Source organism: Nocardia sp. NPDC058176 (assembly GCF_042883805.1).
Lineage (GTDB): Bacteria > Actinomycetota > Actinomycetes > Mycobacteriales > Mycobacteriaceae > Nocardia.
Genome location: NZ_JBHVVA010000011.1, coordinates 75,600 through 95,745 on the forward strand (window position 1 = coordinate 75,600; position 20,146 = coordinate 95,745).

Annotated in this window: 20 protein-coding genes; all 20 read right to left on the reverse strand. The window is 68.0% G+C overall.

Features of this window, described 5'->3' with window-relative positions; all coding sequences use genetic code 11:
- Window positions 1-65: 65 nt before the first annotated feature.
- The 20 genes from ACFVVM_RS32830 to ACFVVM_RS32925 all read right to left on the reverse strand — a co-directional run bounded on the left by ACFVVM_RS32830 (window position 66) and on the right by ACFVVM_RS32925 (window position 19,949).
- A complete protein-coding gene (locus tag ACFVVM_RS32830; RefSeq protein WP_387626287.1) occupies window positions 66-1,796 on the reverse strand; it encodes a hypothetical protein in 1,731 nt (576 codons plus the stop codon).
- Window positions 1,789-2,322: a DUF4913 domain-containing protein gene (locus ACFVVM_RS32835; protein WP_387626289.1), complete on the reverse strand. Its 534-nt coding sequence runs from the start codon at window positions 2,320-2,322 to the stop codon at window positions 1,789-1,791. Before ACFVVM_RS32835 ends, ACFVVM_RS32830 begins: the two co-directional genes overlap by 8 nt.
- Window positions 2,319-4,019: a type IV secretory system conjugative DNA transfer family protein gene (locus ACFVVM_RS32840; RefSeq protein WP_387626291.1), complete on the reverse strand. Its 1,701-nt coding sequence runs from the start codon at window positions 4,017-4,019 to the stop codon at window positions 2,319-2,321. The genes ACFVVM_RS32835 and ACFVVM_RS32840 overlap by 4 nt, the downstream gene beginning before the upstream one ends.
- 71 nt (window positions 4,020-4,090) lie before the next feature.
- The gene (locus ACFVVM_RS32845) at window positions 4,091-4,804 is read right to left on the reverse strand and encodes a hypothetical protein (protein ID WP_387626293.1); all 714 of its coding nucleotides are present in this window, start codon (window positions 4,802-4,804) and stop codon (window positions 4,091-4,093) included.
- Window positions 4,805-4,843: 39 nt separating this feature from the next.
- Window positions 4,844-5,404, reverse strand: a complete 561-nt coding sequence (locus ACFVVM_RS32850) for a hypothetical protein (protein ID WP_387626295.1) — start codon at window positions 5,402-5,404, stop codon at window positions 4,844-4,846.
- An 11-nt stretch (window positions 5,405-5,415) separates the two neighbouring features.
- Window positions 5,416-7,050, reverse strand: a complete 1,635-nt coding sequence (locus ACFVVM_RS32855; RefSeq protein WP_387626297.1) for a peptidoglycan DD-metalloendopeptidase family protein — start codon at window positions 7,048-7,050, stop codon at window positions 5,416-5,418.
- Window positions 7,047-7,367, reverse strand: coding sequence for a hypothetical protein (locus ACFVVM_RS32860; protein WP_387626299.1), 321 nt, complete (start codon window positions 7,365-7,367; stop codon window positions 7,047-7,049). Before ACFVVM_RS32860 ends, ACFVVM_RS32855 begins: the two co-directional genes overlap by 4 nt.
- Window positions 7,364-9,133 (reverse strand): hypothetical protein, encoded by a 1,770-nt coding sequence (locus ACFVVM_RS32865; protein ID WP_387626301.1) that lies wholly within the window; start codon window positions 9,131-9,133, stop codon window positions 7,364-7,366. Before ACFVVM_RS32865 ends, ACFVVM_RS32860 begins: the two co-directional genes overlap by 4 nt.
- Entirely contained in the window at window positions 9,133-10,617 is a 1,485-nt protein-coding gene (locus tag ACFVVM_RS32870) for an SCO6880 family protein (RefSeq protein WP_387626303.1), read from the reverse strand. Before ACFVVM_RS32870 ends, ACFVVM_RS32865 begins: the two co-directional genes overlap by 1 nt.
- On the reverse strand, window positions 10,614-12,110 hold the full coding sequence (locus tag ACFVVM_RS32875) for a hypothetical protein (RefSeq protein WP_387626305.1): 1,497 nt from the start codon (window positions 12,108-12,110) through the stop codon (window positions 10,614-10,616). The genes ACFVVM_RS32870 and ACFVVM_RS32875 overlap by 4 nt, the downstream gene beginning before the upstream one ends.
- Before the next feature lie 29 nt (window positions 12,111-12,139).
- Entirely contained in the window at window positions 12,140-12,991 is an 852-nt protein-coding gene (locus ACFVVM_RS32880; RefSeq protein WP_387626307.1) for a hypothetical protein, read from the reverse strand.
- Window positions 12,992-13,621 carry a hypothetical protein gene (locus ACFVVM_RS32885; protein ID WP_387626309.1) on the reverse strand — a complete coding sequence of 210 codons (630 nt, stop codon included), beginning with the start codon at window positions 13,619-13,621 and terminating at the stop codon, window positions 12,992-12,994.
- Window positions 13,622-13,656: 35 nt separating this feature from the next.
- Window positions 13,657-13,908 carry a hypothetical protein gene (locus tag ACFVVM_RS32890; protein ID WP_387626311.1) on the reverse strand — a complete coding sequence of 84 codons (252 nt, stop codon included), beginning with the start codon at window positions 13,906-13,908 and terminating at the stop codon, window positions 13,657-13,659.
- A 2-nt stretch (window positions 13,909-13,910) separates the two neighbouring features.
- On the reverse strand, window positions 13,911-14,198 hold the full coding sequence (locus ACFVVM_RS32895; protein WP_387626313.1) for a hypothetical protein: 288 nt from the start codon (window positions 14,196-14,198) through the stop codon (window positions 13,911-13,913).
- Entirely contained in the window at window positions 14,195-14,860 is a 666-nt protein-coding gene (locus tag ACFVVM_RS32900) for a hypothetical protein (RefSeq protein ID WP_387626315.1), read from the reverse strand. Before ACFVVM_RS32900 ends, ACFVVM_RS32895 begins: the two co-directional genes overlap by 4 nt.
- A 101-nt stretch (window positions 14,861-14,961) precedes the next feature.
- Window positions 14,962-16,503, reverse strand: a complete 1,542-nt coding sequence (locus tag ACFVVM_RS32905; protein ID WP_387626317.1) for a cutinase family protein — start codon at window positions 16,501-16,503, stop codon at window positions 14,962-14,964.
- Window positions 16,504-16,532: 29 nt separating this feature from the next.
- Window positions 16,533-17,384 carry a hypothetical protein gene (locus tag ACFVVM_RS32910; protein ID WP_387626319.1) on the reverse strand — a complete coding sequence of 284 codons (852 nt, stop codon included), beginning with the start codon at window positions 17,382-17,384 and terminating at the stop codon, window positions 16,533-16,535.
- Window positions 17,381-18,241, reverse strand: a complete 861-nt coding sequence (locus ACFVVM_RS32915) for a hypothetical protein (protein WP_387626321.1) — start codon at window positions 18,239-18,241, stop codon at window positions 17,381-17,383. The genes ACFVVM_RS32910 and ACFVVM_RS32915 overlap by 4 nt, the downstream gene beginning before the upstream one ends.
- A 14-nt stretch (window positions 18,242-18,255) precedes the next feature.
- The gene (locus tag ACFVVM_RS32920) at window positions 18,256-19,557 is read right to left on the reverse strand and encodes a hypothetical protein (protein WP_387626323.1); all 1,302 of its coding nucleotides are present in this window, start codon (window positions 19,555-19,557) and stop codon (window positions 18,256-18,258) included.
- The gene (locus tag ACFVVM_RS32925) at window positions 19,554-19,949 is read right to left on the reverse strand and encodes a hypothetical protein (RefSeq protein ID WP_387626325.1); all 396 of its coding nucleotides are present in this window, start codon (window positions 19,947-19,949) and stop codon (window positions 19,554-19,556) included. Before ACFVVM_RS32925 ends, ACFVVM_RS32920 begins: the two co-directional genes overlap by 4 nt.
- Window positions 19,950-20,146: the final 197 nt, after the last annotated feature.

The window sequence follows — 20,146 nt, forward strand, 5'->3', positions numbered from 1 at the left end:
TCTCGCCAGGGTGCCCGAACACGAAGACGGCCCCTCGGATTCGAAAGGCCGTCTTCGTCTCGCTCCTATGCCCCGAGGTCGAAGTCTTGCGGGTTGATCCCGACCGACGGGGTGGGCGGCACCACGGTCGGTGGGACCGTGACGTCCGGCCGGGTTGATTCGCGAGGGGGGTGGGCGCTGGCGGCATCGGCCGCCATCCGGGCGCGCTTCGCGTCCTCAGGAACATTGGCCGCTTCGAGTTGTTCCTCGAGGATCGCGCGGCGTTCCGGAGTGTCGTGGGCGTCGCGGCGCCAGCGCTCGACCATTTCGTTCTCCACCGAGATCCGGCCGAACTTGGTCTTCTCCGGTGGCATGTTGTCCATCTTCCACAGCCACTTGCGCATCTGCTCAGGATCGTGTTTGCGGTAGTAGTCCATCGCGGCACGCAGCTCGGCGTCGCTGTAGCGCGCCTCGGCCGGGTTGAGCGACGGGCCCTTGGGCCGTTGCTCGCGCTTCGGGCCGCGCTCGGTTTTCGGTGCCTTGCCCGCCGTCTTCTGTTTCGAGGTGTCGGTCTTCCACTGCGAGATCCAGCGTTGATAGAGCGTCTCGCGCTCCTCCACCGGCGCCTTGGTGTCCTTGAGATGGGTCATGTGCCGGCGGATCGCGTTCGCCTTCTCCTGGTCGTTGTCGCGGTACCAGTGGAAGGCCTGGCGCATCTGCGCGACGAGACCGGGATCGGCCGGGCGGGCGCCGTCGGTGTTTTCCGCTCCGATCATCGCCGAGGTCAGCTGATCACGCATCCGGTCGAGTCCTGCTTGCTCGACCTGCGGGTTGGCGACCATCCAGGCCAAGCTGCGGTCGAATTCCGGGTCGGCGGAGGTGATGCTGGTGCGGTGGCTGGCCAGCCACCGCACGCCGGCGTCGCCGACGGCGGCCATCTCGGCGTGCAGGGCCAGGATCTGATCGTTGTCCGTGCCGATGTCGCCGACCTCGGCGTTGTTCGCCCGCACGGCGGCGAGGCGGCGGCCGATGTCCCACATCTTCGCGCGGTCCTCGGCGGATTCGGCGACGAGCACGCGCGCGTAGGCACCGTCCTGGTCGCGGTCGAACTCACGCAACCACTGCTCCCCGATCCGGCCCAGCCCGTGCAGGGCGTTCTCGGCGGCCGCCAATGCAGTCTGTTGCTCGGCAATCGATTCCTGCTGCTTGTCGAGCGGGAACGACCCGTCCTCGGCGGCGTTGGCGAGCCGGTTGAGCTCGGTGCTGGCTTGCTCATGCAGGACCACGAAGGTGTAGAGCGCCTCTCTGTCGAGGCCTTCGCGGATCGCGGCCAACTCGAGTGCGCCCAGCGTGGTCGAGTCGTCGCGTTGACGGCGCTGCTGGCGCCAGGCCGCCTCGGCGAGCATCTGCTCGGTCAGCGGGACGGTCTCGCCGATGCCGGTGGTCAGGATGTGGGAGGACGGGTCGATGCCGTACTGGTTGCGGATGCGTTCGGCCAGGTTCTCCATGGCCTCGCGGGCGACCTCGGACTGGTCCTGCCACGACACCGCGGTGAACCAGGCATCGGCGATCGCGGGACGCCCCGCGGTGTTCCACCAGGCATCGGTCGTGGTGAGTTTCAGGAACGACTCGGCGGCGCGCTGGTCGGCGGCCAGGCGGGCAGCGGTCTGCTTCTGCAGCTCGGTGCGCTGCGCGAGAGAAGTCTGCCGCTTCGCCTCGATCATGCGGGCCATGTGCTCGCCGAGGAACAGGCTGGCCTGCAACGCGGCCCGGACCAGGGCGCCGGTGTCGCGGCTCATTTCTTCTTGATCAGACATCGTCGTAAGGCTCGCTCTCGTCCTCGTCCAGATCGACGACGGTGTCGTCGTCGTCATCGGTGTCGGTGTCGGTGTCGCTCACCGTTTCCGGGTTGTCGAACAACCCCGGAGGCGGAGCGACGAGCGGCAGCGAGGCCATGGTCGCGGCGATCTCCGGATCGGTGTTGTGTTTGGCGTCGCGGCAGTGCTCGAAGGTGCCCTTGATCTGCAGAAGACGGTCCATCGCGGGCCAGAAGATCTGGACCCACCAACTCGCCATCCCGGGGCCGGGGTTCTGCCGGTGGTGTTCCCACGCCCGCCAGAGAGCCTCGAAGGCGGTTACGGCCTCGGCGTGGCGCCACCACTCTGGGCACCACCGGAACTGGTCGGTGTTGCCCATGATGTCGCGCGCATGGACTCCGGCCACCCACTCCACGAACAGATCCACCGTGGCGAAATGCAGCTCGGGCGCCTCGTCCTCATCATCTAGATCATCATCATCTAGATCATCGTCGAAATCGTCGTCGATGTCGCTGGTGTCGATCACGCCGCTTCGCCCTTCTCCAAGGTGACCGAAGCGGCGGCGATGAGTTCGGCGGTGCGTTGTTCGGACTTGCGGATCGAGGCATTGACCGCGTCCGCGAACGGGCCCTCGTACCAGGGCGCAGGCTTGATCAGCACCGGCCGGTTACCGGAGGACCGAATGATCGCGCGGCCGCGAGGAAGCGCTTCCAGGTCGGCCTCCTTGAGCATGCGGCGTTCGACCACGCTGCGATTGGCGCTGGTGTGGCTGCCCAGCGACACCGAGGTCTGCAAGGCCCAGTGCTCGCCGATCGCCGAGGAGAGATTGGTCAGGAACTCGCCGTCGTCGAGTGCGACACCGCCGCCGTAGCCCTTCACGTTCGCTGCGCTGAACAGCTTGCGCATGCCGTCTGGACCCCACACCTCGACACCTTGTGACCAGGACTGCAGCACGGTCATCACGTTGATGCCGCGGCTGCCGAAGTGGCTGTAGAGCTTGGGCAGATCGCGCCAGGGCACCACGTTGGCCGCCTCGTCGAGCGCGGCCAGCAGCGGCACGGCCAACCGGCCGCCGGGCTGGGTCGAGGCGTAGTCGACGGCGGCGTTGGTGACCGATTCCACCAGGGCCGCGATGATCGGGCTCGCGCTGCCCTCGCCTTCGCGCGACATGGGGTAGAGCGTGCCGCGCGAACGGACGAACGCATCGACGTCGAAGTGCTCACGGTCGGTGCCGTCGTCGGTCACCCACGCCTGGATATGGGTCATCTTGAGGCACACCGCCATCTTTCGCGCGGTCGCGAACACGCCGGACTTCTGCTTCTCGGCGGCGTTGTATTGGCTGATGAGACCCTTGGCGACTTGGGGGAACCCACCGTGGTTCTGCAGGATCTTGATCGAGGTTTTGTCGTTGTAGTCCGAGGCCCACTCGTAGACGATGGTGATCGGCCGCTTTCCGATAGCGGCGGCCAGAAACAACCCGCCCAGCAGGTCTTGGCCCTCGGGCTCGAAGAACGCGTCCGCCTTAGCGGCTCGACCGTCCTGGCCGTCGGCGAACCGGGCCGCCAACGCCGCGGAATTGACCTCGTTGCTGATCTTGGACAGCGGGTTCCAATACCAGGTCGGCTTCTCCCCGGTGATGTTCTGCGGATCGAAGATCCGCACAGGAACTCCGGTCTGCTGTTCGCGGACCCACCGGGTCGCGTCGACCACGTCGCGTTTGTTCGAGGTGGCCAGCACCGGGCCGATCGCGGACAGAATCGCGGGGATCACGCGGGAGGTGGTCTTTCCCGTGCGCGGTCCCCAGATGTCGACGATGACATCCTCGTAGGAGGCGTACAGCGGAGCTCCGGACGGGATGTGGGTGCCCAGCGGGATTCCCGGGGCGCCGCCCTCGCCGAGTCGCACGCCGAGCTTGCGGGCGATCCCGGTGCATCCAGCCTCGGTCAGAGACTCGACATCGCGCAACGTGCCCATGTACTTGGCAATGTCGTCGACTCGCGTGCGGTGCCCGCGCCGCGCCAGCAACGGCCGCACTATCGCGACGGAGGTGGCCACGACCACCAGCAGCATCCCGATCGTGGCGACGGTGGCCCCGCCCGACCAGCGCAGCCGCCCGGTAATGAGCTCGAGTACGACCTGGAAGGGATTACCCGGAACGTCCTGGCCGCCGGCGATCCGCAATGCGGCCGAGGACACGACGCCCACAACCAGCGACAAGACCACGGCTGCGCCACCGACCCACAACCAGAATGAACCGAGATGGGCCGTAGGCTCTTTCGCACCGACGCGGGGCATCAGTCCTCGACCTCGTTTCCGGTCTCGTCGGTGATCGCGTCGGTCAACCGGAACTCCTGCCAGCGCTGGAAACCCGGCGTCTGGCACCACTCGAGGGCGGGATTGACGTCGTCGCTGATCTCGATCTCGACGACCAGGTGCGCTTTGACCGCTGCGGTGGCCAGCTTCGGATCAGCGGCCTGGACCTCGTGGTTGGACACCGTCAACGCCAACCGTGCGGCATCGGCACCGACTTCCTCGCGGACCTTGCCTGCCAACCAGATCGCCTTCTGCGCGGCGGCGATGTCCGCGCTGGTCTGATCATCGACCTTGTCGTCGTCGTAGAACGTGTTGTACCAGGCCACATCTCCGTTCTCAGCGCAGATCGCGTAGGAGTCGACCTCGGCGTCACCGGCGGACCACAACGTGATCAGCGGCCCCGCGGCGGCGTGCTCGGCGATCTCCTGCTTCGCCTTCTCGAGCGCGGTCGCGCGCAGCTCGTCGTAGTCGAGGTAGAGCTGCTTGCGGAGCTCGGCCTTGAACTTCTTGAACAGCCACCCCGTGTCGAGGCCGTTGGACTTGGCCCAGTCGAGCAGTTCCTTCGGCCGGGTCATCGCCTTGAGTTCTGCGGCGTTGTCACGGACTTTGCCCTTGACGAACTCCCATTCCTCGGCCTCGGTCATGCGCTTGGCCTTGCCGGACTTGGCCTTGGTGCCCTTGGTCGTGGTCGCCATCGTCTATCTCCCCTTCGTTGTGTTCGATCAGTACGTTCGTTAGTTGCCGGTGTTGACCTGGTAGCTCGCCAACCGCCACCCCTGCGGGGTCTTCACCACGGTCGCGGTGACATCCATGCGCTGGTAGGGCGTTTGGGATCCGTCGCGGTGGAGCACGATCTGGCGCACCGTCGCCGCGAGCACCGTCTCGTCGGCCGTGGTCTTGGGCTGGTCGGCGTCGACGATCGCGGTAACGATGTCGCCGCTGCGGCGCCACCCGTCCCACTCGGCCAGCGGCCGCACACCGGTCGCCGGGCCGGCGGCCGCGGCCTCGGCGAGTTCGCCGGTGAGCCAGGGCATCGCGCGGCTCAGGGCGGTGCCGGGACTGTCGTCGACGGCCGGTTGCCAGGAGAACATCGCGCTCAACGCCATCTGCGCGGTGGTCGCGGCACCGGAGTTCTCCGGCGTCGGCCCCTCGATGTGGGTGTGCGCGTCACCCGGCGGGTGCGCCGGTTCGCTCGGCAGCTCGGCGGTGTCGCGGCCGATGATCAGCACGACGGCGAGCACCACCAGGGCCAGCACGAGGACTGCGGCCAGGGGCCAACGGAGTGATCGGTTCATGGTCACGGTCCTCAGCTCATCGTCTCGGACATTTGCGCCGCCATGGCCAGGATGTTGGCAACGTAGGGCTTGGTCTGGGTCTCGTAATCGGCAGCGCCGGTAGGGAATCCGCCTGAACGCAGCACCGCGCCCTCCCCGGCGTTGTATCCGGCCAGGGTCAGGGTGGTCACGTCGCCGGAGACCTTGCCCTCGCTGATCCAGCCCGACACCTTCGCGGCGATGTCGCACATGTAGCGGCCCTGACCGATGATCGCGTCGCCGTCGTCCCACACACTCGCGGTGCCGGAGCCGTCGGCATCGATGACGTAGGGCTGGCCGTCGGAGGCCAGCGAGGTCGCGGTGTCGGGCAGGAACTGCGCGAGGCCTTGGGCGCCAGACGGCGAGGTCAACCCGCGCCGGAACCCCGACTCCTGCTGGCCCTGGGCGGCCAGCAGGGAGGAGGAGATCTCCGGGCAGATGGCCCCGGCCTGCCGGTACCAGTGTTCGAGGTCGGCGGGCACGTGACCGGGTGCCAAGTCGGACTCACCCACGTCGGGCCCGCAGGGGGTCGATCCTGTCGCAGGCGGGTTGGTCGCCGATCCCTCAATGGGCGACCCGTCGGGATAGCCGCCACCGACGGTCGTCACGTGCACGTGATCCATGTGGTTGACGGTGAAGCCACCCCGGTCTTCCATCAGGTTCGGTTCGCCGGTCGCGGGGTAGTAGGTCTGTCGCCAGATCAGGTAGTCGATCTGCAACGGGCCCGCGTTGGCCAGCAGGAATTGCGTGATCTGATCGCCGAGGGCCTTGCCCTCACCGGAGCTGGGATCGGGGATCATGATGTCGATCGCGCGACCGCTGGGGTGATCCGGCAGCGGATCAGCACGCTGGCCACCGATCGTCTGAACCTGCGGGAATGCCTGAACGATGGTGCGCGCCACCCGGATCGAGTCGACCTGCAGACCGGCTTCGCTGCCGATCGAGGCGGGCATGGCCGCCAGCTCGGTGCCCGCCCCAGCGACGGCGGAGTCACCGGGTGCGGCGGTCGTCGGCGGTGCCGGAACTGGTGAGGAGTCAGGGCTCGCCGAGTCGGTTTCGGCGCCTTCCAGCCACGGCATCGGGTCGATCGGGGAACCGCCGCCGAAACGGCCACCGCCGGTCCAGATCTCGAGGTGCAGGTGGGCACCGCCGGGGCCGGGAGGCAGCACTTCGCCGTTGTAGCCGACCGCGGCGATCGGTTGACCGGCACTCACGGTGTCGCCCGCCGAGACGAGAAGGTCCTCGGCGAACATGTGACCGTAGACCGAGGAGACGACCTCGCCACCGAAGTTGTGGTCGATCACCACCCAGATGCCGAATCCGCTCGCGGGACCGGCCTGCACGACCAGTCCGTCGGCGACCGCGTAGATCGGCACCTTCGGGGCGGCACCGAAGTCCTGGCCCTGATGCTCAGCTCCCCACCTCGGCCCGAAACCACTGGTCAGAGAGAATGTTCCCGGTGCCATCGGCATGGCTTTGCCGTCGGTGGCCTCCAGGCTGGACCCGCGCTGTGTGGTCGTCGGCAGGCACGCTTGCTCCTCCTCGCTGCCCGCGATGACCACCAAGATCATGGCCATCGCCACGACCGCGGCCACCAGCGCGGCGCCCGCGCGGGCGGTGCTGTTCACCGATGCTCCGGGCGGGTACTCAGCTCGTCGAGGCGCGCGGCCAGCTCGCGGTTGAGCTCGCGCGAGAGTTCGAGTGCCTCGACGGTGCGCTGCAGTTGGGCCTGCAGGTCGGAGACGTTGGCGGCCGGGAGCTTGCTGTCGGCCTCGGCGAGCCAGTTGCGCACGGAATTGAAGTGCACCCCGACCTCTTGGGCCGCGATCCGGCAGGCCTCGGTCCTCGACATCGCCGGGGAGTCCGTTCGCAACTTGCGGACGTGGCCGACCGCACGTTCGCGCATCTCGTCGGAGACGGCTCCGTAACGTCGCTCAGAGATCACAGCCGCTCCAGTTCTGGGATCAGGTCGGTGGTGGTCGAGGAGGCCTGGGTGCCGAAGCTGTCGAACCTCTTGGACGTGTTGTGAATCCCCGCCTCGATCTCAGCGCGGGTGAACACCACGACGAATGGTGTCCCGGGGGTGGAGTCTTCGGTGGTCTTGAGGATCCACTTGCCCACTCCTGGTGGCAGCGGCAGCGGTTCGCCCTCGCGCGGCGGTTCTCCGGTCATGGCCGCTGGCGCCGACCAGCTGGTGATGTTCTGTTTCTCGGTCTCGGTGAAACCGGTGATGCCGGAGAGCTGTTCGAGTTCTTCTCGGGGAAGGGCACCGAAGATCTTGACGCGGGAACGTTCGAGGAAGCCGATGGCGCGGTTGACCGCGTCGCCGGTGCGTGAACGCAGGTCGCGGATCGAGTGGCTGATCATGATCAGCGCGGCGGCCCACTCACGCTGCAGGCGGGTGAGTTCGTCGACGCGATCGACCATGAAGTCGCCCAGGCTCAGCACATGCCACAGCTCGTCCATCACGATCTGGAAGTAGCGCTGCTTGGTCAACCCGGCCTCGGCCAGGGTGTTGTGCGCCTCGACTGCGGAGAACCCCGCGTTCCACGTCGTCAGCATGACCGCGCCCTTGAGCTTGCGGTCGGACTGACCGATATGGGAGACGTCGATGCACAGACCGTTGGAGTCCATCGTGATCTTCGTCGTGGACTGCCCGTTGAACACCGCACCGAAGTTGCCCTTGACCAGAGCGCGCAACGATCGCCGCAGCTCAGTGGTCGCGCGCGCGTAGTCCAGGGCATCGACGGCGGCGGCATCGAGCATGAACTCCGGCCCGCCGGTGTCGATCAGCTCGGCGAGGTCCTCGAGGATCGGCGGGTTCAGCCAGGTGTACCCGCTACCTCCCTGATCGACCGGGGTGTAGAGGTGGCGCAGCGCGGTCGAGATTAGCGTTTCCTCGAAGTCGCGCATGCGGTCGCCGCGCGCCACTTCCAGCAGGCCGCTCACGAGGTTGGTCTGGCGGGCCCGCAGAGCGGTCGTGAGGCCATGGGCTTCTTTGTCGCGCCCGGCCTTGAGGAGCATGGTGATCGCCTCGGCCATGACCCCGCCGTCGAGGGGGTTGATCTGGCCGTGGCCGTAGCCGACGTCGATGACCTGGCCACCGCAGGCCTCGATCGTCGAGCGGTAGTCCGGCTTCACATCGGCCAAGACCAGCGGGGTGATGTTGTTGGCCAGGCCGCCCAGGATCAGCCGTCGCACCAGCGAGGATTTGCCGAATCCGTTGAGCGCCAGAATGAACAGCGACGGGGCGGTGATCAGCCCGGCGCGCTTGAACCAGTTCAACAAGTCGAAGCACACCGGCTGGCCGGTCTCGAGATGGGTGCCGAGCGGAGTACCGATCATCGGTGTCGCCGCACCTACCGACCACGGCCACAATCCCGCAACCTGCGCGGTGGTTCCGCGGTACTCCGCCGGGCACCCGATCGCGCGCTGGCGCCCGCCGCCGGCACCGACCGCCCCTGATGCTGTGATCTTCGGGCGCGGCATGCCCTCGAAACCGCCACCAGATTCCTTCTCGCGCTGGGTCGCGTTCTTGGTGCGTCGGCGGTTGTCGTCGATGTTGAGTCGGAACTTCGCCCACGCCGCGGACCACAGGCCGCCGTTGGCCGCGCGGTCCTCGAGACCACGGCGTTCGGCGGCGCTGAGCAGCTTCTGGCCGAATCCCTGTTCGGCGAGCTGCTCGGTCGGCCGATCATCGAGGTCGGTCATCAGCTCAGCTCCTTCGGAACGCTCGCCATCTCCGGCAACACGACCCCGAAGCCCATCCCTGCGGCGAACGCGGCGGCCTGGTAGTAGTGCGAGCGGCGGATCTTCAAACGGGCCTGGGTCGACAGATCTTTGGTGATCGCCTCCAGCGATGGATCGTCGGCGTCCTTGTGTGCGGTCACCGTGATCAAGATGCCGAACCTGGTCACCCCGTGGCCTTGAGCCTGTTCCTGACGGGCCTGTTGGGTGGCGCCGACCTTGATCGTGGCGGCCGCCGAACCCACTCCGCGTTCGGTCTGCTCGGCGGCGGTGGCGTTCTTGAAGTCGGTGTCGACGATGTCGACCGCCTCGGCAGGCTTGTGAGGCCGGTAGACGATAGCGACGCGCTTGCGCGGAAGATCCGGGTTCGGCTCGATCAACCGCTTGAGGACCTTTTCATCGACCGCGCTCTCAGGTGCCTGCTCCATCTCCCAAGTCACCGAGACCACGCCATCGTGGAAAAGCCGGTCCGATTTCTCCACGTCGCCGATCGGACCCGCTTCGTCCCAGGAAACGCCGTGGGGCTGGCCGAGCATCTTCGCCTCCTCGAAATCTGGCTCGGTGGCCGGATCCCACGCTCGTCGCGTGCAGGCGATGATCTGTTCGGACTTCATCGGGATCGCGCGGACACCAGCATCGGCCAGGCCGTTGAGAATGCCGGGCAGTCGGCGTCCGATTTCGGTGGCCTGCTCGGCGGGATCGCGTCTGCGGGCAGGAGTGGTCGCGCGGAAGGTGATCGACAGCCACGTTTCCATGTGCACCTTCTCAGAAGGCAGCTCGTTTCCCAGCTCGAACATCATCGCTTTGGCCAGGGGCGGAGCGTTGTCGTGAACGAGGTAGTCGACCTCGGCCTTGAGCCGGTTGCCGGTCTCGGGAATGGTGTCGATGACCGGGACGATCGCCACGACATCGGGTGCGGCCCCCAAGGTGGCCATGAATTTCGACCAGGCACCGACCCACGCGTCGACCCGGGCCTGATCGGAGGCTTGCGCGCCTTGAGGGAAGCAGCGCACCGCGACCGTGTACATGTTCGTCTTCGGCATGTGGATCATGCCGAACTCGTTGCCCGCGAAGTCGACGCCGCTGTAGAGCTTGGTCTGGGCCATCAGGCCCGGCTGCTTGCAGCTGCCGTGCGCGGAGAACACCCCGGCGCGGTAGATGTTCTCCTTGGCCATCACTCCCCGGAACCACTGGAACATCAAAATCCCTCTTTCGTAACCGTTTTTGCCGTTGTGCTCATAGCCGAGCGGGACGACCACGATCGCGCCGACGACGAAGATGACCAGGGCGGTGGTGAGGTCGGCGACGGCAGAGGCCAACAACGCGACCACGATGACGACCAGCGCCGCGATCGACGCCATCCAGCTGAATCCGAACAGGCCCGGATTCCGAGGCCGCGTCCACAGGCCGTACATGCGGCGTTCCTCGAATGAGGCAGGCTTGGTCATCGATTCACCGTCCAACCGCTCGTACCGCCGGAGTTACGCGGTGGGTTCGACCCGCCGCCGCTCGCTCCTGGAGGTGGCGCTCCCCCGCTGGGGGGCTGGGCCGCGGCGTTGTTCACCGCCGCCTGCCCGGCACGCACACCGGCGCCCACTGTCTTGGCTGCGGCCATCGCCGCCGCACCGTAGGGACCACCTGCTGCAGCGCCCTTGCTGCCCATCGCCGCGGCACTGCCACCGCCGCCGCCTCCCGGCGAGCCGCCAGGAGGCCGAGGTCCCCCGCCTCCGCTCGATCCGGTGTTCATCGCGCCCGAGGGGCGTGGACCACCGCCCCCGGGGGAATTGACCGATCCGCTGCTGCCGGTGTTCACCGCGCCAGAGGCCATCTTGGATCCCAGGCCGACCGCCATCGCGCCGCCGCCGAGGACACCGCCAGCGACAGCCGCGCCGGAGGCTCCGGTCGCGAACCCGCTGATCGGGGTGACCAGTTTCAGTAATGCCGGAAGAACCAGCGCCGCCGAACACATCAGCACTAGTGCGACCAGCGCCCGCTGCGCACCCGCGGCATCGATCGTGCCCTCACCGGCACTGAGGTCACGGGACTCGGAGAACGTGGTGAACGCGATCATGTACACGATGGCCGCGACGGGCTTGTACAACAAGAACGCCAACGCCCAAGCCGCCAACCGCTCGAAGCTCTGCTTGCCCATCTTCGATCCCGACAACGCGGCAACCGTCGGGAACACCGCGACAACCAGAACCAGTAGTGCCTGCCGAATCACCATGAACACCGCTTGCGCCAAGGCGCCGATCATGCCGATGGCGGAGATGATGAAAATCAGGCCGGGTGAGAACGTCAGCAGCGCACCGGACTTGAACATCGCTTCGGCAATGCCTTTCGCGTTGCCGTCGGTCGACTTGATAATCACCCAGTCGGCGAATGCATCGCCGGCGCGCGTTCCGAGAACGACTACCGCGGCGAACATCCAGGTGGCGAAGATGGTTCGCGCGAGAGTGCTCGTCATCTCACGCGTTTCATCCGCAGCGGCGCGCATGCGGGCCGAACCGATCCTCCAGGCACCGAGGATGATCGAGGCGACCAACGCATATATCTGGATCTCATCGGTGTACTCGCGGACCTTGATGAACAGGTCGGCCGAGTTCTCCAAGGCGCTGTTCGGGATTCGGGTCCACCACGTGACCGAAATGACCAGCGCCTGACCCAGCCCGCTCATCAACGTTTCGACGATCTTGCCGAACGTCGAATCCCACGCCTTGTCCTTGATGGCCTCGACAGCCTGACCCGGATGCGTCGCCGCGTTTCCCACCTTGCATGCAGTCGACAGAACGTCTCCGATGCTGACCGGCCCGAGACCGATGCCATCGAGTTGCTCACAGGTGTCGTTGAATCCGTAGGTTCCGCCGCCAGTGTCACCGGTCTGCGCGACTGCGGGGCCTGCTGTGCTTAGGACACCGATGACGACGGCGATGAGTGCCACCAGGCACCGGAGAACGATGCTCCTTGCGGCTACCACGGCGTCCACCCTGCGAGGGAACTCAACGAATCTTTAGGCGGATTGCCTCCGGCTGGGACACGGAGTCGCCAGGCTGAACCGTCCCACACCATGGACACACCGGTGCCAATCCATCGCGCGGCGCCGTTGTTGGAATCTTCGGCCCGAGAGGCGAGCCCGACGACGCACAGATCGGCGGAGAATGTCTTGATCTGGAACGCGTCAAAGGCCAGCATCCACCGGGTCGCTGCCAGAGGTGCCCGGTCCGGGATCTTTCCAGCGGCCCGATCGCGGTCAAACTGCGCAAGGTCTGCTGGTGTCGACACGAGCGCACGCTCTCTGATCGTGCGATCGCCGGGGCGGGCGTTGACTTCCCAAATAACCCAGGCCGCAGCGAGAGCACAGCCCTGTGGTGTGTGTGCCCATCCGACCGGGACGCCGTCAACGATTGCTGTCGGGCCGTCGGAGGTCGAGAACGGGACCACAGCGCCGGTGACGCGCTGCCACCCACCGCGTTCCTGTGTCCCGGCCGGAGCGGCGGTGAGCCAATCAGGATCCTCGGCGCGGCGTTGGGCCTCGACCTGGGGCAGCGGCTCGCCGAACTCGTTGTTGGGCACATCGATGCGTCGGCCGAACACGTCGACGTCGGGAGGGCCGAAGCCGGAGGCTGCCTCTCCCGAGGACGCGCTCGTGGTGACCGAACCTGTGTCGTCGGGCTGGGCGGCGTCGTCGCGGTTGAACATCGAGATGCCGGCGATCGCGCCGCCGATGAGCACTAGGGCGATGAGCCCGATGCTCAACTGCATCGGCAGCCCCACACCCTCTTTTCCGTCCGAGGAGTCGGCGCGGTCGGACTTCTTCATCATCTAGGCGCTCCCGAGCTGGACGGCATCGGCGGGGATCGCCGCGATGGAGGTGACGGTGGGTGTCTTGTCGGCGGGATCGGGCAGACGCAGCCGCCAGTCCTCGGCCATCCACGTCACGTGGACGGCGTTCTGGCCGACGCTGCCGTCGCTGTAGGCCGAGAAGATCAGCACGTCAGCCTCGGCCGGGCTGTAGGAGGTGATCGAGTAGCCCTGTATGCGCGGCTTCTCGGCGTCGGCCGACGCGGTGATCGAGACCAGAGCCCGGTTCGAGACGAACCAGTCCTTGCCCGGACCCGGGACAAGGCTGGCTCCGGCGATCGCGCCCCACTTGGAGTCCGGAGCGATCGTGACCCTCGTGGAGTGGTTGATCGCGGCCAGGGCCGCACCCTGGGGGGTCCGGCTGAATCCGAGTGCGGCGGCCTCGGTGGTCCTCGGTCCGTCTTTTCCGGCAGGCAGTTTCACTCCCTGGAACAGTTCCCACCGCAGACCGGCAGGCACTGCGGTGAGATCCGGATCAGCGGGGTCGCTGCTGCTGCTGTTGGTGTCGGTGCCGCCGCCACACGCCGTGGCGCTGATCGCGATGGCGGCGGCGAGGACCGCAGCGCGGGTGAGGCGTCCGAATCCAGGCATCGTCGTTCCTTTCGTCAGGGAGGGTGAGCGTGTCGCTAGGCGCCGGTGAGCAGCGCGGCCGCGACGGCGGCCGCGGTGGTGGCGATGATCGTCCCCACGACCGGCAGCACGAGCTCCGTGCTGATCTCGGAGAAATCACTCGCTCGTCTCCACGCGTTCCAGAGGACCGCGCCGCGGTACATCAGCACGACCGCGAGGCCGAGGGTGACCAGCCACAGAAACCAGCCGAGCAGCAACTCGAGCGGCTCAGAGACTTCGGCGGGCATCTCTGCGGCAAGCAGGAACATCGTCAGACGCCCGTTGCCGCGCCGATAAGCGCGCTCGACGTGGCGACGATGACGCCGCCGACCATCCCGCCGACGAGCTTCTTGGGCGCTTCAACGGCGCCGGTGCTCCACTTCTCCCACGCGAACAATGCACCGGCGACACAGATACCCAGGACCCCGGCCAGGATGCAGAACCACTTGATGATGCCTGCCAGCCACAGCCATTTGTCGCTGCCGGGAGGGGCTACGGGGTTGATCTCGACCTGGGCCAGGTGCGAGTGCTCAGCGAGGAGGGTAAGCATCATGCTCATCGGGGTGTGCCTTCCTTGATGATGTCGAATTCGGATCTGATGACGGTGAACAGCTCTTCGGCCAACGGACGAATCGCCCGCAAGGGATCGGTGCCTTTTTCCGGCGCCTGGGAGCGTGGTTGCCATGTCGGCAACTCGGTGATCTTGGTCTGAGGCCACTCGTCTTGCCAGTCGAGTTGCCATCGCCCCTGCTCAGGGACCAGCTGCTGCACCAGATCCAGGTAGCGGCGGATCGAGCGCGAGGAACGACCAGGCCGGTTGGCGACCGAGATCATCCCGAGCAACCGCGCTCCGGGACCGGCCATACCGCAGTGGTACTGACGCAGCAGCGAATGTGCCTGCACCAGACCAGGAATCGTCTCGCGAACCACGATCACCACCAGCGGCGACTCGCCGCCACGGCCGAGAGGCCAACGGCGATGGCAGTCGCCGAGCGGGGCCATCATCTGCGCCAGCGTTGAGACCCCGGCACCACCGTGCGCACCGAGCAACCACCCCGCCGGGCGGCGACCCGACCCGGGAACCGGGCCGTCCCAGACCGGTGCGCACTCCCAGGGCTCGGGCGCGAGCACCGAGCCGAATGCCCTCGATCGCGCTGTCCGGGCGGCGTATTCGCCGTCGTCGGATTCGGACTCATCGGGCAGAACGAGGGCTGCGCTCACAGACGGTCACCACCGTTGTTCGATGTCAACATCGGAAACTCCTGGGGTCGAGTGACGGTTGCGGTGGCGGGCCGAGTTCTGGTGCCCGCCACCGCAACTGGTCAGTTCTGGGTGGTCGGATACACCGAACTGGTGGACGGAAGGATCGTTGCCGAGGGCTTGCGCGTCGTCGGCGTGGCCGTACTGGGCACGGTCGTGGGCACCAAGTCCCTCGGCGTGTGCGTGGACGTCACCGATATCCCCCCTCCGTCGGCGACGTCTTGCGCGGCCGCGGTGATCCAGTTGGCGACGAATTTAGTTGCAGGAGAGCCGTTCATGGTCACTGGGGCGTTGCCGTAGGAGCCGTGGCTGGTGATCGTCTGGGAATACTTCACCCAGGTGCTCACATCGAGCAGGTCGGAGTTGTCCTGGACGTTGTCGACCACGGCCTGGAAGGTCTGGTTCACCAGGCGGTTCACGGTGACCGGTGGGACCAGTTGGGTGACCGCGCCGAGCAGCTTGCCGCCCGCGATCGCCAAGCCCGCCGCCGGATTCGACATGCCCGCGGCGGCGACCTCGGCGATGTTGGCCGGGGTCAGCACCGTTCGCGCCACCGCCACCACGGCGTTGAGCGCGATGCCGCCGACCTTGAACAGTGCTTGCAGCGCCTGGGCGGGATCGAACGGCGCGCTCGGGTCCGATGCCTCGGCCACCCGCTCCGACAACGACTTCTTCGGGTTCAGGCTCAGCGTGGCCAGCGAATTGCCGGAGATGTCCTCGTTGACGACCTTGGTCGCGGTCTTGATCGTGGTCATCGCCAACGACTCGGCGATCGAGGAGATCGCACGAATCGGGTCACCGCCGAGCTCGGACTGGCCGGCCACGTTGGCCACCGCCCGCAGCAGCGCGGCGTTGTCGGGGGCATCGCAGGCCAGATCACCCGGTGAGCACAGCGAAGCGACACGGCCGGCGATCCGGCCGTAGGAGCCGGATCGCTGGGAGGTCGGGCCGATCCCGGATCCGCTGCCGGTGACCGTGGTCGCCATCAGCTGCTCGAGCGCGGACACCGCCTCACCCGAAGTTCCCGGCACCGTGGCCGGGGAGGTGCGGTTCGGGTCGCCGGGGAACGGGCCGGAGTTCGCGGCGCGCGTCGGATCGCCCATCAGCGCGACGGCGACGACCTGGTCGGGATCGATCGGGCCGGTTCCGGCGCCGATCGCCTTGGCGGTGTTGGCCACGGCGTTGGCACCCTGGCTGTAGCCGACCAACGCGACTCCGCTTGCCGGGCACTGCTGGGCGATCTCGCCGATCCTGGTGTTGAGGGCCCCGATCGCCCCGTTCACCGAGTCCTCGTAGGGCACCGACCCACCCGGTACGGCGCCGCCGAACGCGGCCTCGTACGGGATGTACTCACGCTCGATCCGCACACCCGCCGCCTCGGCCTGGGCCAGCAGCGGCATGAACACCGACGACAGCATGCCGGTATCGGTGGTGCGCGAGGCATCCGGTGACGATTCGCCGGTGCCCTGCACACCCAGCGCATACACCGCAGGGCAGTCGGTACCTTGCGCACCCGCTGGGGCGGTACCGGCCACCGACACCGTCGCCGCGGTCGCGACCGCCGCGACCGCGGCGGCCGCCGCTCTCGTGATCACCCTGGTCACCGTGTGTTCCTCCCGACTTTCGTTGTGAGTCATTGCAGTTCGGCCAGCAACCGCTGGTAGGCCTGTTGAGTGTCCGGCGCGAGTTCATCCCAGATGATCTTGGTGCCGGTGGCCAGATGAGCGTCGTAGGGGATGTCGACCACCGCGCGCAGCCACGGCCCGAGACCGCGCGTCAGCAGCGCGGCCGCGTCCGGCGCGGTCGGACTCTGGCGGGTCACCGCGATCACGACCTGACTCACCGCGAAAGTCGAGTACTGCTCGTCGAGCCAGGTCATCGCGGGCCGCAGCCGCGCCACCGCGTCCGCGCGGGCAGCCACCGTCACCACCAGGCCGATGCGCGGATCGGCCAGCAGCGGACCGATGAGGCGGCTCCTCAGCGAGCCGCCACCGTCATAGACCGGCGTCATCCCGGCGTCACCGAGGTGCCGGTGCGCCGAGACGAAGGTCTCCCACCGCGGCAGCGGGTCGGCGCTGCGGTCCAGAATCCGTGCACCGGTAGACGATTCCCCGGTGAACGCCCGCATACGCGAGGGCAACCCCGGCGCCGGGTCGTCGAGCCAGCGCTGCAGGGTGCTGATCGGGGCGGCCAGGTCGCAGCCTCGTTCGGCCAGATCGTTGCCGAACGGCGTCGCGTCGACGGCCACCGCGTCCAGACCGCGCTCGGCGACCGCCGCGGCCAGTCCCCACGCCGTCGTCGTGGTCCCCGACCCGCCGGAGGTCCCGACCACGACGGCGGCCGGGACCACGGTGCGCACCAGGCGCCCGTCCGTGCCCGGCATCCCGGTGGGGCTGGGCCCGTCGGTGGGATCGAGCAAGGCAGCCAGCTCGGGATCCGGTGCGGAGCGCTCGATCTGGTCCAGATCGACCTGCAACTCGGTCACTGGCCACCACCGCCCGCGGTGATGACCTGGGTGATGCGAGCCTTGCCGGCGACGACCGTGGTGGTGACGAACTGAGCCCACCGCGCGCTCGTGCCATCGCGGCGACGTTCCTCGATCTGCACCGACCACCGGTCGGTGCCCGCTGGGGTGAGCGTGACGCAGTGGCGGGTGCCCGCAGGCACCGCCGCGATGGCGTCGCGGGTCGACTCCACCGGGGCGGCCACCGCGTTAGGGGTCATCGCGGCGCGGACCGCGTCGGCGTCGCGCTCGACGTACCACTGGTGCTGCTGCCACAAGATGATCCCGACTCCCGAGAACTCGTCGCCCGGACCGGAACTCACCACCAACGCGTCGGTGGTGATCGGCTCGCACCACACCGGTTCGGCGACCGCTGCGGCCGACGACGTTGAAGGCGGCGCCACCGTGGTCGGTGGGTGCGCGGCGCCGGTGTCGTCGGGGCCGGTGAAGGCCACGACGGCACCGGCGGTGACCGCAGCGAGGATGCCGAGCACACTCGTCGCACCTGCGGTGCGCACCACAATCGATCGGCGGCGCCGCGCCACCGCGCGGCGCTTGGAATCAGCAGCCAGCGCGGCAAAGGGATCGTCGCCTTGCGGCAGAACCGGTTTCGGTTCTGCCGCAGGCTCGACCTCCAGTCCCTCCAGCTCGTCGCGTTCGGGGTCATCGTTGTCGTCGACGATGACCACCTCGCTCGGGAGGGTCTGGTCTTCGGGATCACCGAACCAGCTGGTCCAGCTGCGCTCGTCGGCGTCGTGCTGGTCCGGGCCACGTCCAGACGGCGGCTCGAACGCCACGACTTCGGCGTTGTCCTCGTTGTCGGTGTGCTGGTCGGTCATCGTGATCTCCTGCCTCAGGCCACCGGAGCCAGCACCGTGGCACCGGCGCCGAGCAGGCCGTTGACCGCGTCGACGAACGGAGCGGGCGCCGCCTCGGGAGGCAATGTCGGCAGCTGCTCGAGCGCACCGCGCAGCGAGGTGACGGCCTGGCCGACGACCTCGTTGCCGGCGGCGGCCTGAGCCACCACCTGCTGAGCTTGCGGTGCGGCGACGGTCGCCTGCTCGACCACCTCGGCGGTGAAGACCTGCGCCTGCCCGACCACTTCCTCCACGGTCAGGACCGCGATCGGCGGGACCGGCACGGGCGGCAGCTGCGGCAACGGCACGACCGGGAGCTCGACGCGGGGCAGTTCGACCGACGGCAGCGCCAGCACCGGCGGCTGCACCTGCGGCACCTGCACCACCGGCGCATCGATGCTCGGCAGCTCCTGCGCGGGCGGAGTCGGGTCGATCCGGTCACCCAACGCACCACCGGCCAAGCCACCCAGCAGCGCGCCACCACCGGCGCCCAGCAGCGCCGCCGAACCGCCCAAGGCCAGCCCACCGGCAGCGCAACCCGCACCGGCACCGGCCAGCGCGCCGGGACCGGCCAGCACGCCGCCGGTCGCGAAACCTGCGGCAGCGGCGCCGATCGCCGCGCCGACCGGCACACCGACCGCGCAGCCGAGCACCGCGGGGATCGGGGTCAGTACCGCCGCGCCGACACCGGCGCCGACCACCGCGCCGACGACGGTGCTCGCCGCACGCCGGTCGGCCTCATCGCGTGGAACACCGAGCTGGTCGTAACCCGCAGCGATCCACCACGTCGCCCACTCTTCGTAGGCCTGGGCCTTGCGGACCATCTCCGGGTCCAGCCACTCGGGCACGTCGACCCTGGTCGAGCCGAACCGGAACGTGTCCGGACGCACCGGCTCGACCGGCACGACCACCTCGGGCGCCGCCGACTCGACATCGGCCTGCTCGGCGGTCTCATCGTCGAAGAACTGCTCGGTCACCTGCGGCTGAACGTAGGTCTGCTGCTGGGGAGCGGGCTGGCTGTAGTACGGCGCCGGGGCGGGCTGCTGGTAGTAGGGCTGCGGGCGCGCGGGCACCGGCAGGGTTTCCGGTTCCGGCAGCGCCGCCAACGGGTTCGGCGCCACCGAGCGCGGAGCAGGCGGTGGCGGGGTGCTCAGGCCGGGCTGACCGGCGCCGTCGCCAGGCGCGGCGAGACCGGGCTGGCCGGGCGCGGCGTGGGTCATGCCCGCGCCGACCACGATGGCCACCAACGGGACCGTGGCGGCCGCGGCGGTGCGCAGCGTCGAACGGGTCTTTTTCACGATTGCCTCCTCGTGGAACTCAGATCGACCACCGGGGATCCGGGGTCGGAGGTGTGGGTGTAAACGGTCGCGGTGACCACGACCGTCGTGGCGAGCACGGTGCACACGGTCTCGGCGGCTTCCCAGATCGCCGAAGCCTCACGCACCGGTGCGATCGCCACGACCGCCACGTCGTCGGGCTGTTGCCGCACGACCAGATCGCGCAGCTCATCCAGTTCGCTTGCGCCACTGGGGGTCAGGCTCGCCACGCACGACAACACGCCGTCGGTGAACATGGCGACGACAACGCAGGATGTGGCCAGCTCGCCGAGTACGTGCTCGCACGCCGCGACGAGCGCGGCGACGTCGGCCGAACGGCCAAGGGGTGCGCAGCCGCAGTTCGCGGCCCGCATCGGAAGGACCCGTGACGCGGCGGATCGCCAGCGTGACGGGCGCGTCTGCCTGCGGCAACGCGGTAGGACTGCCGCTACTGTGGACACAGCAGGGACCTTCTCTCTGCACTCAAAAAAAATCAGGACTCAATCTGTGGCGGCGCCAACCGCCGAGTTCTGCGTCTCCCCGCTGCTCCAACAGTGGGGGGACACCTCGC

Bases quoted from the DNA above. Each gene is read 5' to 3' on its own strand.
- ACFVVM_RS32870 (WP_387626303.1), bottom strand. From the start codon at position 10,617: ATGACCAAGCCTGCCTCATTCGAGGAACGCCGCATGTACGGCCTGTGG.
- ACFVVM_RS32845 (WP_387626293.1), bottom strand. From the start codon at position 4,804: ATGGCGACCACGACCAAGGGCACCAAGGCCAAGTCCGGCAAGGCCAAG.
- ACFVVM_RS32880 (WP_387626307.1), bottom strand. From the start codon at position 12,991: ATGATGAAGAAGTCCGACCGCGCCGACTCCTCGGACGGAAAAGAGGGT.
- ACFVVM_RS32925 (WP_387626325.1), bottom strand. From the start codon at position 19,949: ATGCGGGCCGCGAACTGCGGCTGCGCACCCCTTGGCCGTTCGGCCGAC.
- ACFVVM_RS32890 (WP_387626311.1), bottom strand. From the start codon at position 13,908: ATGTTCCTGCTTGCCGCAGAGATGCCCGCCGAAGTCTCTGAGCCGCTC.
- ACFVVM_RS32885 (WP_387626309.1), bottom strand. From the start codon at position 13,621: ATGCCTGGATTCGGACGCCTCACCCGCGCTGCGGTCCTCGCCGCCGCC.
- ACFVVM_RS32915 (WP_387626321.1), bottom strand. From the start codon at position 18,241: ATGACCGACCAGCACACCGACAACGAGGACAACGCCGAAGTCGTGGCG.
- ACFVVM_RS32830 (WP_387626287.1), bottom strand. From the start codon at position 1,796: ATGTCTGATCAAGAAGAAATGAGCCGCGACACCGGCGCCCTGGTCCGG.
- ACFVVM_RS32865 (WP_387626301.1), bottom strand. From the start codon at position 9,133: ATGACCGACCTCGATGATCGGCCGACCGAGCAGCTCGCCGAACAGGGA.
- ACFVVM_RS32895 (WP_387626313.1), bottom strand. From the start codon at position 14,198: ATGAGCATGATGCTTACCCTCCTCGCTGAGCACTCGCACCTGGCCCAG.
- ACFVVM_RS32850 (WP_387626295.1), bottom strand. From the start codon at position 5,404: ATGAACCGATCACTCCGTTGGCCCCTGGCCGCAGTCCTCGTGCTGGCC.